13 protein-coding genes are annotated in these 14889 nt (G+C 61.1%); 12 read left to right on the top strand and 1 reads right to left on the bottom strand.

What is annotated here, in order from left to right:
* The first annotated feature begins 96 nt into the window (after nucleotides 1-96).
* The 3 genes from CSQ91_RS08170 to CSQ91_RS08160 all read left to right on the top strand — a co-directional run bounded on the left by CSQ91_RS08170 (nucleotide 97) and on the right by CSQ91_RS08160 (nucleotide 4051).
* On the top strand, nucleotides 97-405 hold the full coding sequence (locus CSQ91_RS08170) for a DUF485 domain-containing protein (protein WP_034755744.1): 309 nt from the start codon (nucleotides 97-99) through the stop codon (nucleotides 403-405).
* On the top strand, nucleotides 402-2084 hold the full coding sequence (locus CSQ91_RS08165) for a cation acetate symporter (RefSeq protein ID WP_180278372.1): 1683 nt from the start codon (nucleotides 402-404) through the stop codon (nucleotides 2082-2084). Before CSQ91_RS08170 ends, CSQ91_RS08165 begins: the two co-directional genes overlap by 4 nt.
* Before the next feature lie 146 nt (nucleotides 2085-2230).
* Nucleotides 2231-4051, top strand: a complete 1821-nt coding sequence (locus CSQ91_RS08160; protein WP_099387934.1) for a hypothetical protein — start codon at nucleotides 2231-2233, stop codon at nucleotides 4049-4051.
* Between the two features lie 97 nt (nucleotides 4052-4148).
* Here CSQ91_RS08160 and CSQ91_RS08155 read toward each other — a convergent pair whose 3' ends face one another.
* Complete coding sequence (locus tag CSQ91_RS08155) at nucleotides 4149-4607, bottom strand: RrF2 family transcriptional regulator (RefSeq protein ID WP_034785762.1); 459 nt, start codon at nucleotides 4605-4607, stop codon at nucleotides 4149-4151.
* A 340-nt stretch (nucleotides 4608-4947) separates the two neighbouring features.
* Here CSQ91_RS08155 and ppc point away from each other — a divergent pair, with 340 nt between their 5' ends.
* The 9 genes from ppc to CSQ91_RS08110 all read left to right on the top strand — a co-directional run bounded on the left by ppc (nucleotide 4948) and on the right by CSQ91_RS08110 (nucleotide 14840).
* Nucleotides 4948-7701, top strand: a complete 2754-nt coding sequence (gene ppc / locus CSQ91_RS08150) for a phosphoenolpyruvate carboxylase (protein ID WP_218963722.1) — start codon at nucleotides 4948-4950, stop codon at nucleotides 7699-7701.
* Between the two features lie 165 nt (nucleotides 7702-7866).
* Nucleotides 7867-8877, top strand: a complete 1011-nt coding sequence (gap, locus tag CSQ91_RS08145; protein WP_099387933.1) for a type I glyceraldehyde-3-phosphate dehydrogenase — start codon at nucleotides 7867-7869, stop codon at nucleotides 8875-8877.
* A gap of 91 nt (nucleotides 8878-8968) precedes the next feature.
* Entirely contained in the window at nucleotides 8969-10429 is a 1461-nt protein-coding gene (pyk, locus tag CSQ91_RS08140; RefSeq protein ID WP_080698726.1) for a pyruvate kinase, read from the top strand.
* 165 nt (nucleotides 10430-10594) lie between these two features.
* Nucleotides 10595-11392, top strand: coding sequence for a heparin lyase I family protein (locus CSQ91_RS08135; RefSeq protein WP_083299767.1), 798 nt, complete (start codon nucleotides 10595-10597; stop codon nucleotides 11390-11392).
* A 25-nt stretch (nucleotides 11393-11417) separates the two neighbouring features.
* Nucleotides 11418-12326: a heparin lyase I family protein gene (locus CSQ91_RS08130; RefSeq protein WP_180278371.1), complete on the top strand. Its 909-nt coding sequence runs from the start codon at nucleotides 11418-11420 to the stop codon at nucleotides 12324-12326.
* A 68-nt stretch (nucleotides 12327-12394) separates the two neighbouring features.
* Nucleotides 12395-12652 (top strand): hypothetical protein, encoded by a 258-nt coding sequence (locus CSQ91_RS08125; protein WP_099387931.1) that lies wholly within the window; start codon nucleotides 12395-12397, stop codon nucleotides 12650-12652.
* A gap of 89 nt (nucleotides 12653-12741) precedes the next feature.
* Nucleotides 12742-13224 carry a DUF3617 domain-containing protein gene (locus tag CSQ91_RS08120; RefSeq protein WP_099388613.1) on the top strand — a complete coding sequence of 161 codons (483 nt, stop codon included), beginning with the start codon at nucleotides 12742-12744 and terminating at the stop codon, nucleotides 13222-13224.
* Nucleotides 13225-13359: 135 nt separating this feature from the next.
* Complete coding sequence (locus CSQ91_RS08115; RefSeq protein ID WP_034788871.1) at nucleotides 13360-13866, top strand: sigma-70 family RNA polymerase sigma factor; 507 nt, start codon at nucleotides 13360-13362, stop codon at nucleotides 13864-13866.
* A complete protein-coding gene (locus tag CSQ91_RS08110; RefSeq protein WP_099387930.1) occupies nucleotides 13863-14840 on the top strand; it encodes a FecR domain-containing protein in 978 nt (325 codons plus the stop codon). Before CSQ91_RS08115 ends, CSQ91_RS08110 begins: the two co-directional genes overlap by 4 nt.
* The last annotated feature ends 49 nt before the right edge of the window (nucleotides 14841-14889 follow it).

Below are 14889 nucleotides of genomic sequence, written 5' to 3'. Positions count from 1 at the left end.
AAAACACTGCCGTAAGGGGCGGGTAAGCCTCGCACTGTACTGTGAATCCAAGCTCGAAAACAAAAGAGCAGCTTTTACATAACAGGAGGCAACACAATGCATGACGATCTGGTTCAAAAAATCAAGAGCGACCCCAGCTATCATCAGCTGGTCAAGGTGCGTTCCCGCTTCGGCTGGGCGCTGACGGGCCTGATGATGCTGGTGTACTACGGCTACATCCTGCTCATCGCCTTCAACAAGGAATTCCTTGCCACTAAAACGGGCGCCGGCGTGATGACCTGGGGCATGCCGATCGGCCTGTTCGTCATCGTGTTTACCGTGCTGGTCACCGGCATCTATGTGCGCCGCGCCAACAAGCAGTTCGACGACCTGAGCAACGCCATCCAGGCACGGGTGCAAGCATGAGCGCCGCCAAGCATGCGCTGCGCGGCCTGTCTTGCCTGAGTGCCCTGACGCTGCTGGGTGCCAGCAATGCCGCGTTCGCGGCCGGCGCCGACCTGGGGCAGGCAGTCAAGCAGCCGACCAACTGGACGGCGATCATCATGTTTGCCGCCTTCGTTATTTTTACATTGTTCGTCACCAAGTGGGCGGCCAAGAAGACCAAGTCGGCCTCCGATTTCTACACGGCCGGCGGCGGTATCACAGGTTTCCAGAATGGCCTGGCCATCGCGGGCGACTATATGTCGGCCGCCTCCTTCCTCGGTATTTCCGCGGCCGTCTTTTTGAACGGCTATGATGGCCTGATCTACGCCATCGGCTTTCTCGTCGGCTGGCCCATCATTACCTTTTTGATGGCCGAGCGCTTGCGCAACCTGGGACGCTTTACCTTTGCCGACGTGGCCGCCTACCGCTTCAAGCAGGCGCCGATCCGCATCTTTTCGGCTTCCGGCACCCTGGTCGTCGTGGCCTTTTATCTGATCGCGCAGATGGTGGGCGCGGGCCAGCTGATCAAGCTGCTGTTCGGCCTCGAATACTGGATCGCCGTCGTCCTGGTCGGTACATTGATGATGATCTATGTGCTGTTTGGCGGCATGACGGCCACCACCTGGGTGCAGATCATCAAGGCGGTGATGCTGCTGGGCGGCGCCACCTTCATGGCCGTGGCCGTGCTGGCGCAATTCAACTTCAGCCCGGAAGCGCTGTTCGCCAAGTCGGTGGACGTGCACGCGACCAAGGAAGCCATCATGGGGCCCGGTTCTTTCATCAAGGATCCGATCTCGGCCATCTCGTTCGGCATGGCGCTGATGTTCGGTACGGCCGGCTTGCCGCACATCCTGATGCGTTTCTTCACGGTGCCGAGCGCCAAGGAAGCGCGCAAATCCGTGTTCTGGGCCACCACCTGGATCGCTTACTTCTATGTGTTGACTTTCATCATCGGCTTTGGCGCCATCGTGCTGGTGAGCACCAATCCCGAGTTCAAGGATGCTGCCGGCAAGCTGCTGGGTGGTAACAACATGGCGGCCGTGCACCTGGCCAAGGCCGTGGGCGGCAACGTCTTCCTCGGTTTCATGTCGGCGGTCGCGTTTGCCACCATCCTGGCCGTCGTGGCGGGCTTGACCCTGTCGGGCGCGTCGGCCGTGTCGCACGATCTGTATGCCACCGTCATCAAGAAAGGCAAGGCCACGGGCGCCAACGAATTGAAAGTGTCGCGCGTGACGACGGTCGTGCTGGGCATCATCGCCGTGGTGCTGGGCATCGCCTTTGAAAAGCAGAACATCGCCTTCATGGTCTCGCTGGCATTCGCCATCGCCGCCTCGGCCAACTTCCCCGTGCTGTTCATGTCGGTGCTGTGGAAGGATTGCACCACGCGGGGCGCCACCATCGGCGGCTTCCTGGGCTTGACCACGGCTGTCGCGCTGACGGTGGTGTCGAAGTCCGTATGGGTCGACGTGCTCGGCCATGGCGAAGCGCTGTTCCCTTACGCGTCGCCGGCGCTGTTCTCGATGACGGCCGGCTTCGTTGGCATCTGGCTGTTTTCCGTGCTCGACAAGAGCCCCCGCGCGCGCATCGACCGCGCCGGCTACGAAGCGCAGCAAATGCGTTCGGAAACGGGTATCGGCGCGGCTGGAGCCAGCGCGCATTGAGCATTTGAATCGCTCTACACCTTGAACACCCCTTTCGCAGGGGTGTTTTTTTGTCTGCGATTTGCACGATCTGGCCGGCCGGTGTACTCTCGCGCAGAGAAGGTCCGCTTGTTGTTACTTATAGTAAGTGCAACTTGAAAGAGCCAATGAAGCACACATACGCGGTAAAAAAACAGGAACGCCAGGATCGTTTCGTCGCGCCCGGCGCTGGCAGCGGGGCAGGGCAGCTGGCCGCGGCATTCCGTTCCGGCAGTGAGCGGCCGCAAGCCACAGGCTCGCGTAAATGGCCGGGCATGGTGGATGGGGCTGGCGGTGCGGGCAGCCATGCCATGCATGGCACGGCCGATCCATCCCGCGTGCACGATATGCTGGCCAGGGCCCGGCAAGGCAGGCTGCGCGATGGCGAGGTGGAAATGACGCAGCGGCCCGACGTCGGTGCCATGCACCTGCGCGATCTCGCGCAATCGCTGGAAGCGACGGCCACTGCGCCTGGCAGGCCGGTGGCGGACGCCTTGCAATCGGGCTCGGCCAGCATCGGCAATGGACGGGTGCGGATGCCGGGCATCGGCGGCGCAGGCAATCCGGCGGCGATCGCCCATCAACTGGGCGTGCTGCGTCCGCAGGCAACGCGCATCGTGCCTGTGCCAAACGGGCGCTTCGAGGTCCAGGCAAAACTCAACCCGTGGGTGTCCGTGGCGACGGGACGCGCATTGCCGGAATTGGACGAAAACCCCAATATGATCGGCCCGCAGATGCAGTACAAGGATGGCGATCAACATCCGATCGAGCTGGGCGTGGAATGGCGTAGCGTGGCTCCCCAGCACCAGCCGTTGCAACCGTACCATTCCGAAGACACGTATGGTGAATTCATGCAGGCGCTTGCCGCGGTCGATGGGTCGAACATGGAGGCAGAGCAAAAACAGGCGAAGAAAGTGCGCCTGCTGTCTGATTTTTATCATCAATTGAAAAGCTTGTCAGCAGCGCAATTGGAGGAACTTGGAAGCCTGCTTGAAAAAGATATCGATAAGCATGAGGCTAGCGATACGCTTGACAAGGCATTTGAAGAAACCCGGCTTGTCTACAGAACCTGGCATGCGCCAAAACATATTTCCGTCTCAACCGGCCTGGGGGTGTCACAGGCCGACGGGAGGGAACTTGTTGGCGCCGATAATCTCAACACCGTGCTCGACCCCGAGAAATTCAGGCATTACAAGGAGCAAAGCAAATTGCCAGGGTCGGTACTGCCGTCGCTTGGCGCTTCTCCTTCGTCATTGCTTTACCCTGATGCTGATCAACCTAATATTGTATTTTTAAAGGAACGCGGTACAGCAGCAGCCCTTTTGCCCGAGAATCTGAATGCCGGCTTCGCCGCTTACAATGAGGCATCCAAATCCTTGCTTCGCGGGAAGACAAGCGAAGAATTGGCAGGTGAATTCAGCAAACTTCATTATCATGCCAAGAAAATGCGGTCCAGCGTAACGCGGCCGCTATTTTTTAATAGCGACGATCTTCAATCGAATACGGATGCTTTCATACACCCGGACAAACCCGGTGACCGCCCCCACGTCCGTAAAATCCATAATGGGCTGCATGAGGAGCACAACCCATTAAGGCAAAGCTTCGATCGTAAGCTGGCAGACCCGTTCCGCACCAACGCCATTTTCTACCAGACATTCTCTCAGCATTCAAAACCAGACACTTATGCCGAGCAATGGAATGAGATGGTGGTCAAATACCGGCAAAAAGGGCATATGGCAGGCCTTTTCAAAGAGATCAGGGATTGGGTGCCCGAGTTGAAGGATTATCCAGGGATTGTGGATGAGTTAATAGATAGCGGGAAATTTAATGCGGATTTTGCGAAGGCGATTGCCGGGAAGAAGGAACCCGCCACCAGTGCCAAGAGCAGCGGTTCAAAAACAAAGTCGAAAAAGCAGACAAAACAGGCAAAGCAGAAAAGTAAAAAATAGCAGGCATGCTCTGATGCGCAGCCCCCTCACCACGATGCAGCGTGGCGCACATCGCGCCTATCGCCCATCCGGACTGCCTGCCTGGTCCTGACAATTATCAGGTATTTTCCACGTGGAGGCGGATCACGCCTGCCATCGGCGCTGGCGCGCCCGGCGTCGCTTCGAGTATCGATGCCAGGGTCACCGTGTCGAGCACGGCCAGGAAGGCGGCCGTGGCCTGGCCCAGCTTGGCCTTCAGCAGGCAATCAGGCGTCAGCGGGCAAGTGTTGTTTTCCTTGTTAAAACATTCCGCCATGAAAAAATCGCTTTCCGTCTCGCGCACGACGGTGCCGATATTGATCTCGGCCGGGTCGCGCGCCAGGCGCAGGCCGCCATTTCTCCCACGTACCGTTTCCACGATGCCTGACAGGCCCAGCTGATGCACCACCTTCATCAGGTGATTCTTCGAGATGGAATGCAGGTCGGCGATGTCCTGGATGGTCACGAGGCGGTCGCGGTGCACGCCCAAGTACATCAGGGTGCGCAGGGTGTAGTCGGTATAGGCAGTCAGTCGCATGGGTATCATTCATAAGATGTGGATTACATCCTTGTTTGAACCGCAGCATACAGGAGAGCGCCGGCCCTGTGTGTTGCGCCGTCACTTTTCAGCCTCGAAAGACAAAAGTTGATTGCCTTTCGCTCAAATGCGTAGTAAATTTTCATATTGTTGCCGTGGCAAACAGCTCGTTAGCCCTTGCCTGCCCTTTGGGTGGGATTTTTGTTGATGGAAATCAAGAGGATGGTGAAGCAATAAGGTAAATTTACTACAAATTGGACGATGGGCGTTTCCCGGGCCGGGAAGCGCGTACTACGCAATCTGTGCGGTGCCGCCGTGGCCGCCCCAGGAAATGAATACCATGCAAATGAATGAAGTGAAAGACGAGCTGCTGAGCAGCGATATCCGCCAGCTGGGCCGTCTGCTGGGCGACGCCATCCGCAACCACCTGGGCGACCCCGCCTTCGAACGCATCGAACATGTGCGCCAGCTGGCCATCCGTTTCCGCCGCGACAATGATGAAGCGGCGCGCGCGCAGCTGTCGGACGCGCTGCAAGCGCTGTCGCAGGAAGAAACCACGCAGTTGACGCGCGCTTTCAGCTATTTCTCGCTGCTGGCCAATATTGCAGAAGACCAACATCACATCCGCCGCACGCGCGCCCATCTGATCGCCGGCTCGCCGCCGCGCCAGGGTAGCCTCAGCCATGCCGTCGGCAACGTGTTTGACGCCGGCAAGGCCGATGCGCTGGAAACGTTCTTTGAAGATGCGTTTGTCAGCCCCGTCTTCACGGCGCATCCGACGGAAGTGCAGCGCAAGAGTATCCAGAATTGCCAGATGGCCATCGCCCGCCTGTTGAGTGAGCGCGACCGCGTGCAAATGACGCCGGAAGAGGCCGAGCAAAACGAAGAAGCGCTGGGCCGTGGCATCGTCACCCTATGGCAGACGCGTCTGCTGCGCACCAGCAAGCTGTCCGTCATGGATGAAGTGGCCAATGGCCTGTCGTTCTACGACCATACGATCCTGCGTGAACTGCCGAAATTGTATTCCTCGCTGGAAACCATGCTGGCCCAGCGCGATGCCCGCTGGGAAGATGCGGAATTACCCAATTTCATGAAAGTCGGCAGCTGGATAGGCGGCGACCGCGACGGCAACCCGTTTGTCACGGCCGACATCCTGCGCAGTACCCTGCAAACGCAGGCTGACAAGGTACTCGATTTTTACCTCGGTGAATTGCGCAAGCTCGCTTCGCAACTGTCGCTGGCGCAAATACTGAACGCGTGCAGCGAGCCGCTGCGCGCGCTGGCCGAGCGTTCGGCCGATGCGTCGCCGCACCGGGTCGACGAACCGTACCGCCGCGCCCTGCACGGCATCCATGCACGCCTGGACGCCACGCGCGTGGTGCTATCCGGCAAGGGCAAGCAGGCAGACGGCGTGCAGCCCTACGCTGCCGCTGTTGAACTGCTGGCTGACCTGGACGTCGTTCAGCATTCGCTGGTCAGCAATGGCTTGCGTGCGCTGGCGCGCGGCCGGCTGCGCCAGCTGCGCCGCGCCGTCAAGGTCTTCGGCTTTTCGCTGGCGCCACTCGACTTGCGCCAGAATTCCGACGTGCATGAGCGCGTCGTGGGCGAACTGTTCGCGGGTGCCCAGCCGGGCCTCGTCTACCTGGACCTCGATGAAGAGCAGCGCATCAGCTTGCTGCTGGCCGAGCTGGAGTCGCCACGCCTGCTGACCTCGCCGTATGCGCACTACTCGGAAGAAACGACGTCCGAACTTGACATCTTCCGCGCCGTGCGCGAGGCCCATGTCAAATATGGCAAGGAATCGGTACCGAACTGCATCATCTCGAAGGCGGCCAGCGTCTCGGACTTGCTGGAAGTGGCCTTGCTGCTCAAGGAAGTAGGCTTGCTGCGCCAGGATAGCCGCGAAGTCGATGTCAACATCATTCCCCTGTTCGAAACCATCGACGACTTGCGCGCGGGCCCCGCCATCATGGCGCGCGCCTTCGGCTTGCCGTTCTACCGCGGATTGCTCGCGTCGCGCGCCGACCAGCAGGAAGTCATGCTTGGTTACTCGGACAGCAACAAGGACGGCGGCTTCTTGACCTCCGGCTGGGAACTCTACAAGGCCGAGATCGAGCTGGTGACGGTGTTCAAGCAATACCAGATCAAGCTGCGATTGTTCCACGGCCGCGGCGGTTCCGTCGGCCGTGGCGGCGGACCCAGCTACGAAGCCATTCTGGCCCAGCCGGCCGGCGCCGTGCAGGGACAGATCCGTTTGACGGAGCAAGGCGAAGTCATCACGGCCAAGTATGCGAACCCGGAAGTAGGGCGCCGCAACCTGGAAGTGCTGGTGGCGGCCACCATCCAGTCGACCCTGCTGCCGCAGGCGCAGCTGCAACCGAAGGCCTCGGCTGGCGCGGGCCATCTGGCCGCGATGGAAGAGCTTTCGGGCACGGCCCTGAACGCCTACCGCGACCTCGTCTACGGCACGGAGGGCTTTGAACAGTATTTCTGGGAATCGACGGTGATCGCGGAGATTGCCGCCCTGAATATCGGCAGCCGTCCCGCCTCGCGCAAGAAATCCACGTCCATCGAGGATTTGCGCGCCATTCCCTGGGTCCTGAGCTGGGCGCAATGCCGTTTGATGCTGCCGGGCTGGTTCGGTTTCGGTTCTGCCGTGCAAGCCTACCTGGCGGCCCATCCTGCCGATGGCGCGGACGTGCTGCGCGGCATGTACACGGACTGGCCATTCTTCACGTCCTTGCTGTCGAACATGGATATGGTCCTGGCCAAGAGCGATATCGCCATTGCCGGCAAGTATGCGGAACTGGTCAAGGACAAGGCCTTGCGCGACGCCATTTTCACGCGCATCCGCGCCGAATACGCGGCCACCCTCGACGCCTTGAAACTGATCACGGGCCAGGAAGAGTTGCAACAAGCCAATCCGCTGATGCAGCGTTCGATACGCAACCGTTTCCCGTATATCGATCCGCTCAACCACGTGCAGGTGGAGCTGCTGAAACGCTTCCGCGAGGGTAAGCAGGACGCGGCGGCGCGCACGGGCATCCATTTGTCGATCAACGGTATTGCGGCGGGGTTGCGCAACAGCGGTTAGATGGCACCGAACCAAACCTACTGCGCGTCGTGATTTGCGGCCTGCGATGCTCACTGTGCTCAAGCACAGTTCCGCTTCTCAGCCACAACTCCCTTCCGCTCGCTACGGTTTTGTTCGGCGCTGTACGTATCAGGTGAATCATTTAAATAATATCAAGGAGACAGCATGACCATCAAAGTTGCTATCAATGGCTATGGCCGCATCGGCCGCAATGTCTTGCGCGCGTTTTATGAAGGCGGCAAGCAGCAGGATATCGAAATCGTCGCCATCAACGACCTGGGCGACGCCAAGTCGAATGCACACCTGACGCGCTACGACACGGTACACGGCAAGTTTCCCGGCGTCGTCACCATCGACGGCGAGAACATGATCGTCAATGGCGACCGCATCCGCGTCTTCGCGCAGCGCGACCCGGCCCTGATACCGTGGGGCGAACTCGGCGTCGACGTGGTGCTCGAATGCACGGGCTTCTTCACGACCAAGGAAAAAGCCTCGGCCCACCTGAAGGGCGGGGCGAAAAAGGTCATCATTTCCGCGCCGGGTGGCAAGGACGTGGACGCCACCATCGTGTTCGGCGTCAACCAGCATGTGCTGAAAGCCTCGGACACGGTCATCTCGAATGCCTCGTGTACGACGAATTGCCTCGCGCCATTGGTGAAGCCCCTCAACGACGCCATCGGCATCGAATCGGGCCTGATGACCACCGTGCACGCCTACACGAACGACCAGGTATTGAGCGACGTGATGCATGAAGACTTGCGCCGCGCCCGTTCGGCCACGCATTCGATGATCCCCACCAAGACGGGCGCCGCCGCCGCCGTCGGCCTGGTCTTGCCGGAACTGAATGGCAAGCTGGACGGTTTTGCCGTGCGCGTGCCGACGATTAACGTCTCGCTGGTTGACCTGTCCTTCATTGCCAAGCGCGATACCAGCGTCGAGGAAGTCAATGCCTTGCTGAAAACGGCGTCGGAAGGCGCCCTGAAAGGTATCTTGACGTACCAGACGGAACCGCTCGTCTCCATCGATTTCAACCATAACCCCGCTTCGTCGAACTTCGATTCGACCCTGACCAAGGTCTCGGGCCGCCTCGTGAAAGTGTCGTCGTGGTACGACAACGAGTGGGGCTTCTCGAACCGCATGCTCGACACGACGGTCGCCCTGATGGCGGCCAAGTAAGAACGTAGTACCGCTGATCCAGCGCACCAGGACGGCCGGCCCACAAGGCCGGCCCTTGTAGCAGCACGAACTTTATAGAAAGCAGCACACCATGACCATGCAAGTACAGCAACGCGCCACCAAGATCGTTTCCACCATCGGCCCCGCTTCCAACGATATCGATACTCTGGTCCGCATGTTCAAGGCCGGCGTCGACGTCGTGCGCCTGAACTTTTCGCATGGCAAGGCGCAAGACCATATCGACCGCGCCCGCATGGTGCGCGAAGCGGCTGCCCTGTGCGGCCGCGAAGTGGCCATCATGGCCGACTTGCAAGGCCCGAAAATTCGCGTCGGCAAGTTTGAAGAAGGCAAGATTTTCCTGGAAAACGGCGCCAAGTTCATCCTCGACGCGAAATGGGGAGAAAACGGCGAATTGGGCAATATCGAGCGCTGCGGCCTCGACTACAAGGAATTGCCGCGCGACTTGCGCACGGCCGACGTGCTGCTGCTGAATGACGGCCTGATCGTCTTGACTGTGGACAAGGTCGTCGGCAGCGAAATCCACACCACCGTCAAGATCGGCGGCGAATTGTCGAACAACAAGGGCATCAACCGCCAGGGCGGCGGCCTGTCCGCTCCGGCCCTGACGGCGAAAGACATGGAAGACGTGAAAACGGCGATGAGCTTCCAGGCCGATTACGTGGCTGTGTCCTTCCCGAAAAACGCCACCGACATGGTCATGGCGCGCCAGTTGGCGAATATCGCCGGCGAAGCGTGGGACCACAAGCCGATGATGATCGCCAAGATAGAGCGTGCGGAAGCTATTCCTGCGCTGCAAGAAATTCTCGACGCGTCCGATGGCATCATGGTGGCCCGTGGCGACCTGGCCGTGGAAGTGGGCAACGCGGCCGTACCGGCCTTGCAAAAGCGCATGATCAAGATGGCGCGCGCCTCGAACAAGCTGGCCATCACGGCCACGCAGATGATGGAATCGATGATCGTCAACGCCGTGCCGACCCGCGCGGAAGTGTCCGACGTGGCCAATGCCGTGCTCGATGGCACGGATGCCGTCATGACGTCGGCGGAAACGGCCTCGGGCCGTTATCCGATCGAAACGGTGGAAGCGATGGCCGCCATCTGCCTGGACGCGGAGAAATGGGACACCTGCAAGCTGGACGCCGATTTCCTCAACGCCACGTTCTCGCGCATCGACCAGTCGATCGCGTATGGCGCGCTGTTTACGGCCCATCACCTGCGCGTGAAAGCGATTGCCACCCTGACGGAATCGGGTTCCACGGCACTGTGGATGAGCCGTTGCAATATCGACATCCCGATCGTGGCCCTGACCCCGAGCGTGGGCACGCGCCGCAAGCTGGCCCTGTACCGCAACGTCAGCACCCTGGAACTGACGTCCGGCACGGACCGCGACAAGGTCTTGCAGCAGGCGGAAGATTTGCTGGTGGAACATAAGGTCGTGGCCAAGGGCGACACCGTCGTGCTGACCTGGGGCGAGCCGATGGGCAAGGTCGGCGGCACGAACGCGCTGAAAATCATGAAGATCGGCCAGCACTAAATCGTCCACTGGTGCCGGTTCCCGCCTGGCGGACCCGGCATCATCCTGCTTTGCCCCGTATATCCAGTAATATTGTAAAAATATATTTATTAATTGTGAAAATCAATAGATTTAAATACAATTGCATGCATCGTGTTTTCGATAGCCCATCCATAAAGGCTTTGCATGCAGTTATTCCGTCTTGCCGCCATCTCCTTGTTGACTGCTGCTGGCTTGCCGGCCCATGCCGTGGCGGCCGTCTTTCCTGCTGCTGCGGCGGCGGACATCGCACAGCATTTCACTGATTACTATGGCGTGCGCCAGCATGCGCAGCAGCGTGTCCAGGTGATGACGGCGACGCTGGGCGGCGTCACGCGGCCGGTGGTGCGCGCGGACTGGTACAGCACGGACGCCACGCCGCACAGCGATGCCTATCTGTTCAGCGAACAGCATCCCGTGCAATCGACGCGGCGCTGGTATGCCATGAGCGTCTTCCTGCCCGCCGACTGGATCACCACCAGCGTGCCCGTCACCGTGGCGCAGGTCGACAACGGCAGCGGGGCAGGTGCATTGGCGCCGCCGCTTGCACTGCAGATACGTGGCGACCAGCTGATGCTGAACATGAATTTCAATCATCGGACGAGCGATATCACGCCCGCCAATTCCGCGCGCCGCACGGTGCTGGCCGGGCCGGCAACCCTGGGCAGCTGGCATTGCATGGTGGTGCGCGCCGACTGGTCTGCGGTGGCCGGCACCGGTGAATTGCGGGTGTACATGGATGGCAGTGCGAAGGAAACTTTCTTTGCCCGCTCAAGCCACAACAGCTATGCGGGCGCGCTGCATGTGCCGCGCGTGGGCTTGAGCGTGCCGGAGGGAGCTGCGCCCGGGCATCGCGTGATGTATGCCGACTTTATATGGGTGGGCGATGCCGCCGCATCACTCAATGACTTGACGCAAAAGACGCCTTGCCATGCGGCGCCCTGAGCAATCCCTGAAACAAAGGTTTCCCATGCGCTCATCTATCGCCACCGCCATGCTGGCATTGCTGGCTGCCACGCCGCTGCACGCGCAGGTCGTCAACAGCATCGGCGGACCCGTGACCACCATGGCGCCGACCAGCCTGCCCAGGCCCGCCAGTTTCGACAATGTGACAACACGCTATTTCAGCTGGCTGTACGGCATCAGCGCCGGCAATCCTGCCGGAGTGGAATTGGTGGGTGATCCTGCGGTGACGCAAGGCGTTGAGACGCGCAAGGTATTTCGCATGACGGTCAATGCCAGCGATCCTGACGAGTATGGCAAGCGCACAGAGGTAACGCCATCGTATGAGCGCATGCCCAAGGGGCGCCGCTGGTATGCGGGCGGCGTGTATTTTCCCGCCGACTGGGATTTGACGGGCAAGGATGGCTGGATCGTCGTCTTCCAGGTGCACAGCGCCAGGGGCATCGTCGTGACGTCGCCGCCGTTCTCGATCATCGCCGATGGACCCGACTTGGTGATGGAGACGCGGGCCAATCACCGCGATACCTACACGCTGAAGGACGGCGTGATGGTGGCTGATGCGACCGCGAACAACACGGTGCAGCAACGTCTGATGTTGGGAAAAATTGAACGTGAGAAATGGTATTGCGTGGTGCTCGATGCGGATTGGCAGCATGCCTCAGGCACGGGCGCATCGCGCCTTTGGCTCAATGGCAAGTTGGTGTATGAGGGAAGCAATTTCCCGACCCACTATATGAATGTGGACTTGCCGTCGCGCGGCAATTATCCGAAGACGGGCGCCTACCTGGGCGGATTTCACGACACGCTGCAGGGCAAGCGTGTCCTGTACACGGATTTCATCCATCTGGGCGGCGGCGCCAGTACCTATGCGCAAATGGCCGCTGAGACGCCATGCCCCGTGCCGCCGGCAACGTAGTCAGGGCAATGAACTGCAGTCTTAAGAATGGCTGAAAAAAACGTGCTCAGCGGCGCATTGCGTGGCAGATGCCCAATCAGCCATTGCCGTGGCCACATTTCCGTGTCAGCATGGTTTTCCTGCCTTCCAAGGCGCATCCGGAGTTCATGATGACTGCATACTTGCCTGCCTTGCTCTGGTCTTTGTCGGCCTTTGCCTGCATGTGCATTGCCAAGCGCCGCCAGATCAGGACAACGGCCGTCCGGGCCGTCCTGGTGACCTTTTTGGGGCCGTTTGCCATCCCCTTCGTGCTGGCCGCAAAGCCCGGGAAACCCTATCCGGCGTAAATCCACGCGGCCGTCATGCACGGCTAAGCGTGTGGCCTGCGGGCATTTCTCTTTGCTATATTCAAGTTTTTAGCCGAAAGAGCATGCCCATGAAGCGCCGCGCGACCTTGTTTCTGATAACCATCCTTCCCCTGTGCGCGGTCACGTTCGCCTCGGCGGCCGAGCCGGTGCAGCGCTTGCAGCGCGCCACGGGGCTGTGGAAGGTGACGCCCGCCACCTCGCCATTTTCCTGGGAAATCTGCGTCGACCAGCCGCGCGACCGCTTGATCGACGACGATCTGTGGTCCGGTTTCGAGCAGGAATGCAAGATCGAGTCGCAAAGCCGCCAGGGCGACAGTTATCAATTCGAGGCCGCCTGCCCGGACGCTAGGCTGGCTGGTGTCTTCAAGGGCGACCTGGCCAAGGCATATACCCTGAGCGCCGACACCACCGTGCAAGTCAATGGCAAGAACGAAGTGCAGCACACGGAACTGGCAGCCGTGTTCCAGGGCGCTTGTCCGGCAGGGCTGGCGCCGGGCGCGAAGAAAATGCGCGGCGGTATGGTGATGAAGAGCCTGTACATCAAGCGCTAGAGGATTGCGGCCGCGTTGAAACAACAGTTTCCACGGATAGGCAGGCGCCGGCATTGACGGCGGAGGCAATGATTTGTGATAATGAGAATTATTATCAATTGGCCGCGCCTTGCCTTGTGCGCATCGGAGTCCCTAGTGAACATTGCGCAGTCCAGCGAGTCGATAGCCGGCATCTACAGCAGCCACCACGGCTGGCTGATGCGCTGGCTGCGCGCCAAGCTGCAGTGCGCCGACCATGCGGCCGACCTGGCGCAGGATACCTTCGTGCGCCTGCTGACGGCGCCGCCTGAGGGCCGGCAAACCTTGCACGAGCCGCGCGCCTATCTGACGACCGTGGCGCAGCGCCTGCTGATCGACCATTACCGGCGCCTGTCGCTGGAACAAGCCTGGCTGGAAACCCTGGCGCAGCAGCCCGATCTGCTGATGCAGTCGCCGGAAGAGCGTTTGCTGGTGCGCGAAGCCCTGCAGCGCATCGATGCCATGCTCGACGGCTTGCCGCCGCCGGTGCGCAGCGCCTTCCTGCTGGCGCATGTCGATGGTCTCGCGTATGGGGAAATCGCCCGGCGCCTGGCCGTGAGCGAGCGCAGCATCAAGCGCTACATGGTGCAGGCGTTTGAGCGCTGCATCCTGCTGATCCTGTGAGTGCCAGCACGGCTGCCATCGATCCCCGTGCCGCGCGGGCGGCGGCGCAATGGCTGGTGCGCCTGCACGGGGGCGCCTTGACTCCAGGCGAGCAGCAAGCGTTCCAGGCCTGGCGCGCCAGCGATCCCGCGCACGAAGCGGCCTGGCAGCGTGCCGAACTCGTGTGCAGTACCCTGGCCAGCGTGCCGTCCGCGCTGCGCCAGACGGCGGACGCGGCGCCGCAGTCGCCGCACCGGCGTGCCGTGCTCTACGGCCTGGCCGGGCTGATCGCGGCCGGGCCGGCGCTGTGGCTGGCCAGCCAGTCGGCGCCGTGGCAGGCGTGGCGCGCCGCCATCCGCACGGCGAGGGGGGAAATCCGCCACATGACCTTACCTGACGGCACGCGACTGGTGCTTAACACGGACACGGCCATCGATGTGCATTTTGACGGCGCGGCGCGGCTGCTCGTGCTGCATGCAGGGGAAATCCATGTCGGCACGGCGCACGACGGGGCCGTGCCGGCGCGCCCCTTCCTCGTGCGCAGCAGCAATGGTGCCGTGCGTGCGCTGGGCACGCATTTCAGCGTGCGCCACGCTGGCAGCGTGCTGGCGCCGCGCACCGAGGTGAGCGTCAGCGAAGGCGCCGTCGAGATACAGCCACGGGACGCTCCCGACGCCTTGCGCAGGATCGATGCGGGCCGGCAGGGCAGTTTCGACGACCGTGCCGTTTCTGCCTTGACGCCGCTGGCGCCGCGCGCTGCCGGCTGGCTGCAGGGCGTGCTGATCGCCGAGCGCATGCCGCTGGGCGAGGTGCTCGAACAGGTGGCGCGCTACCGCTATGGCGTGCTGCGCTGCGATCCCGCGCTGGCGGCCATGCCCGTGGACGGCATCTTCCAGTTGAACGACCCGGACAACATCCTGCTCTTGCTGCAGCGTTCCTTGCCGATCCGGCTGGCGCGCCGCACGCGCTACTGGATCAGTGTCGAATCGGCTTGAGATTGTCGGCTTACGCGTGGCCTTGCCACGCTAAGCCGACCTACGACTT

The organism is Janthinobacterium sp. BJB301 (assembly GCF_002735685.1).
GTDB lineage: Bacteria > Pseudomonadota > Gammaproteobacteria > Burkholderiales > Burkholderiaceae_D > Janthinobacterium > Janthinobacterium lividum.
This window is presented reverse-complemented; position numbering and strand designations above follow the sequence as displayed.

Bases quoted from the DNA above. Each gene is read 5' to 3' on its own strand.
- CSQ91_RS08170 (WP_034755744.1), top strand. From the start codon at position 97: ATGCATGACGATCTGGTTCAAAAAATCAAGAGCGACCCCAGCTATCAT.
- CSQ91_RS08165 (WP_180278372.1), top strand. From the start codon at position 402: ATGAGCGCCGCCAAGCATGCGCTGCGCGGCCTGTCTTGCCTGAGTGCC.
- CSQ91_RS08160 (WP_099387934.1), top strand. From the start codon at position 2,231: ATGAAGCACACATACGCGGTAAAAAAACAGGAACGCCAGGATCGTTTC.
- CSQ91_RS08155 (WP_034785762.1), bottom strand. From the start codon at position 4,607: ATGCGACTGACTGCCTATACCGACTACACCCTGCGCACCCTGATGTAC.
- ppc (WP_218963722.1), top strand. From the start codon at position 4,948: ATGCAAATGAATGAAGTGAAAGACGAGCTGCTGAGCAGCGATATCCGC.
- gap (WP_099387933.1), top strand. From the start codon at position 7,867: ATGACCATCAAAGTTGCTATCAATGGCTATGGCCGCATCGGCCGCAAT.
- pyk (WP_080698726.1), top strand. From the start codon at position 8,969: ATGACCATGCAAGTACAGCAACGCGCCACCAAGATCGTTTCCACCATC.
- CSQ91_RS08135 (WP_083299767.1), top strand. From the start codon at position 10,595: ATGCAGTTATTCCGTCTTGCCGCCATCTCCTTGTTGACTGCTGCTGGC.
- CSQ91_RS08130 (WP_180278371.1), top strand. From the start codon at position 11,418: ATGCGCTCATCTATCGCCACCGCCATGCTGGCATTGCTGGCTGCCACG.
- CSQ91_RS08125 (WP_099387931.1), top strand. From the start codon at position 12,395: ATGCCCAATCAGCCATTGCCGTGGCCACATTTCCGTGTCAGCATGGTT.
- CSQ91_RS08120 (WP_099388613.1), top strand. From the start codon at position 12,742: ATGAAGCGCCGCGCGACCTTGTTTCTGATAACCATCCTTCCCCTGTGC.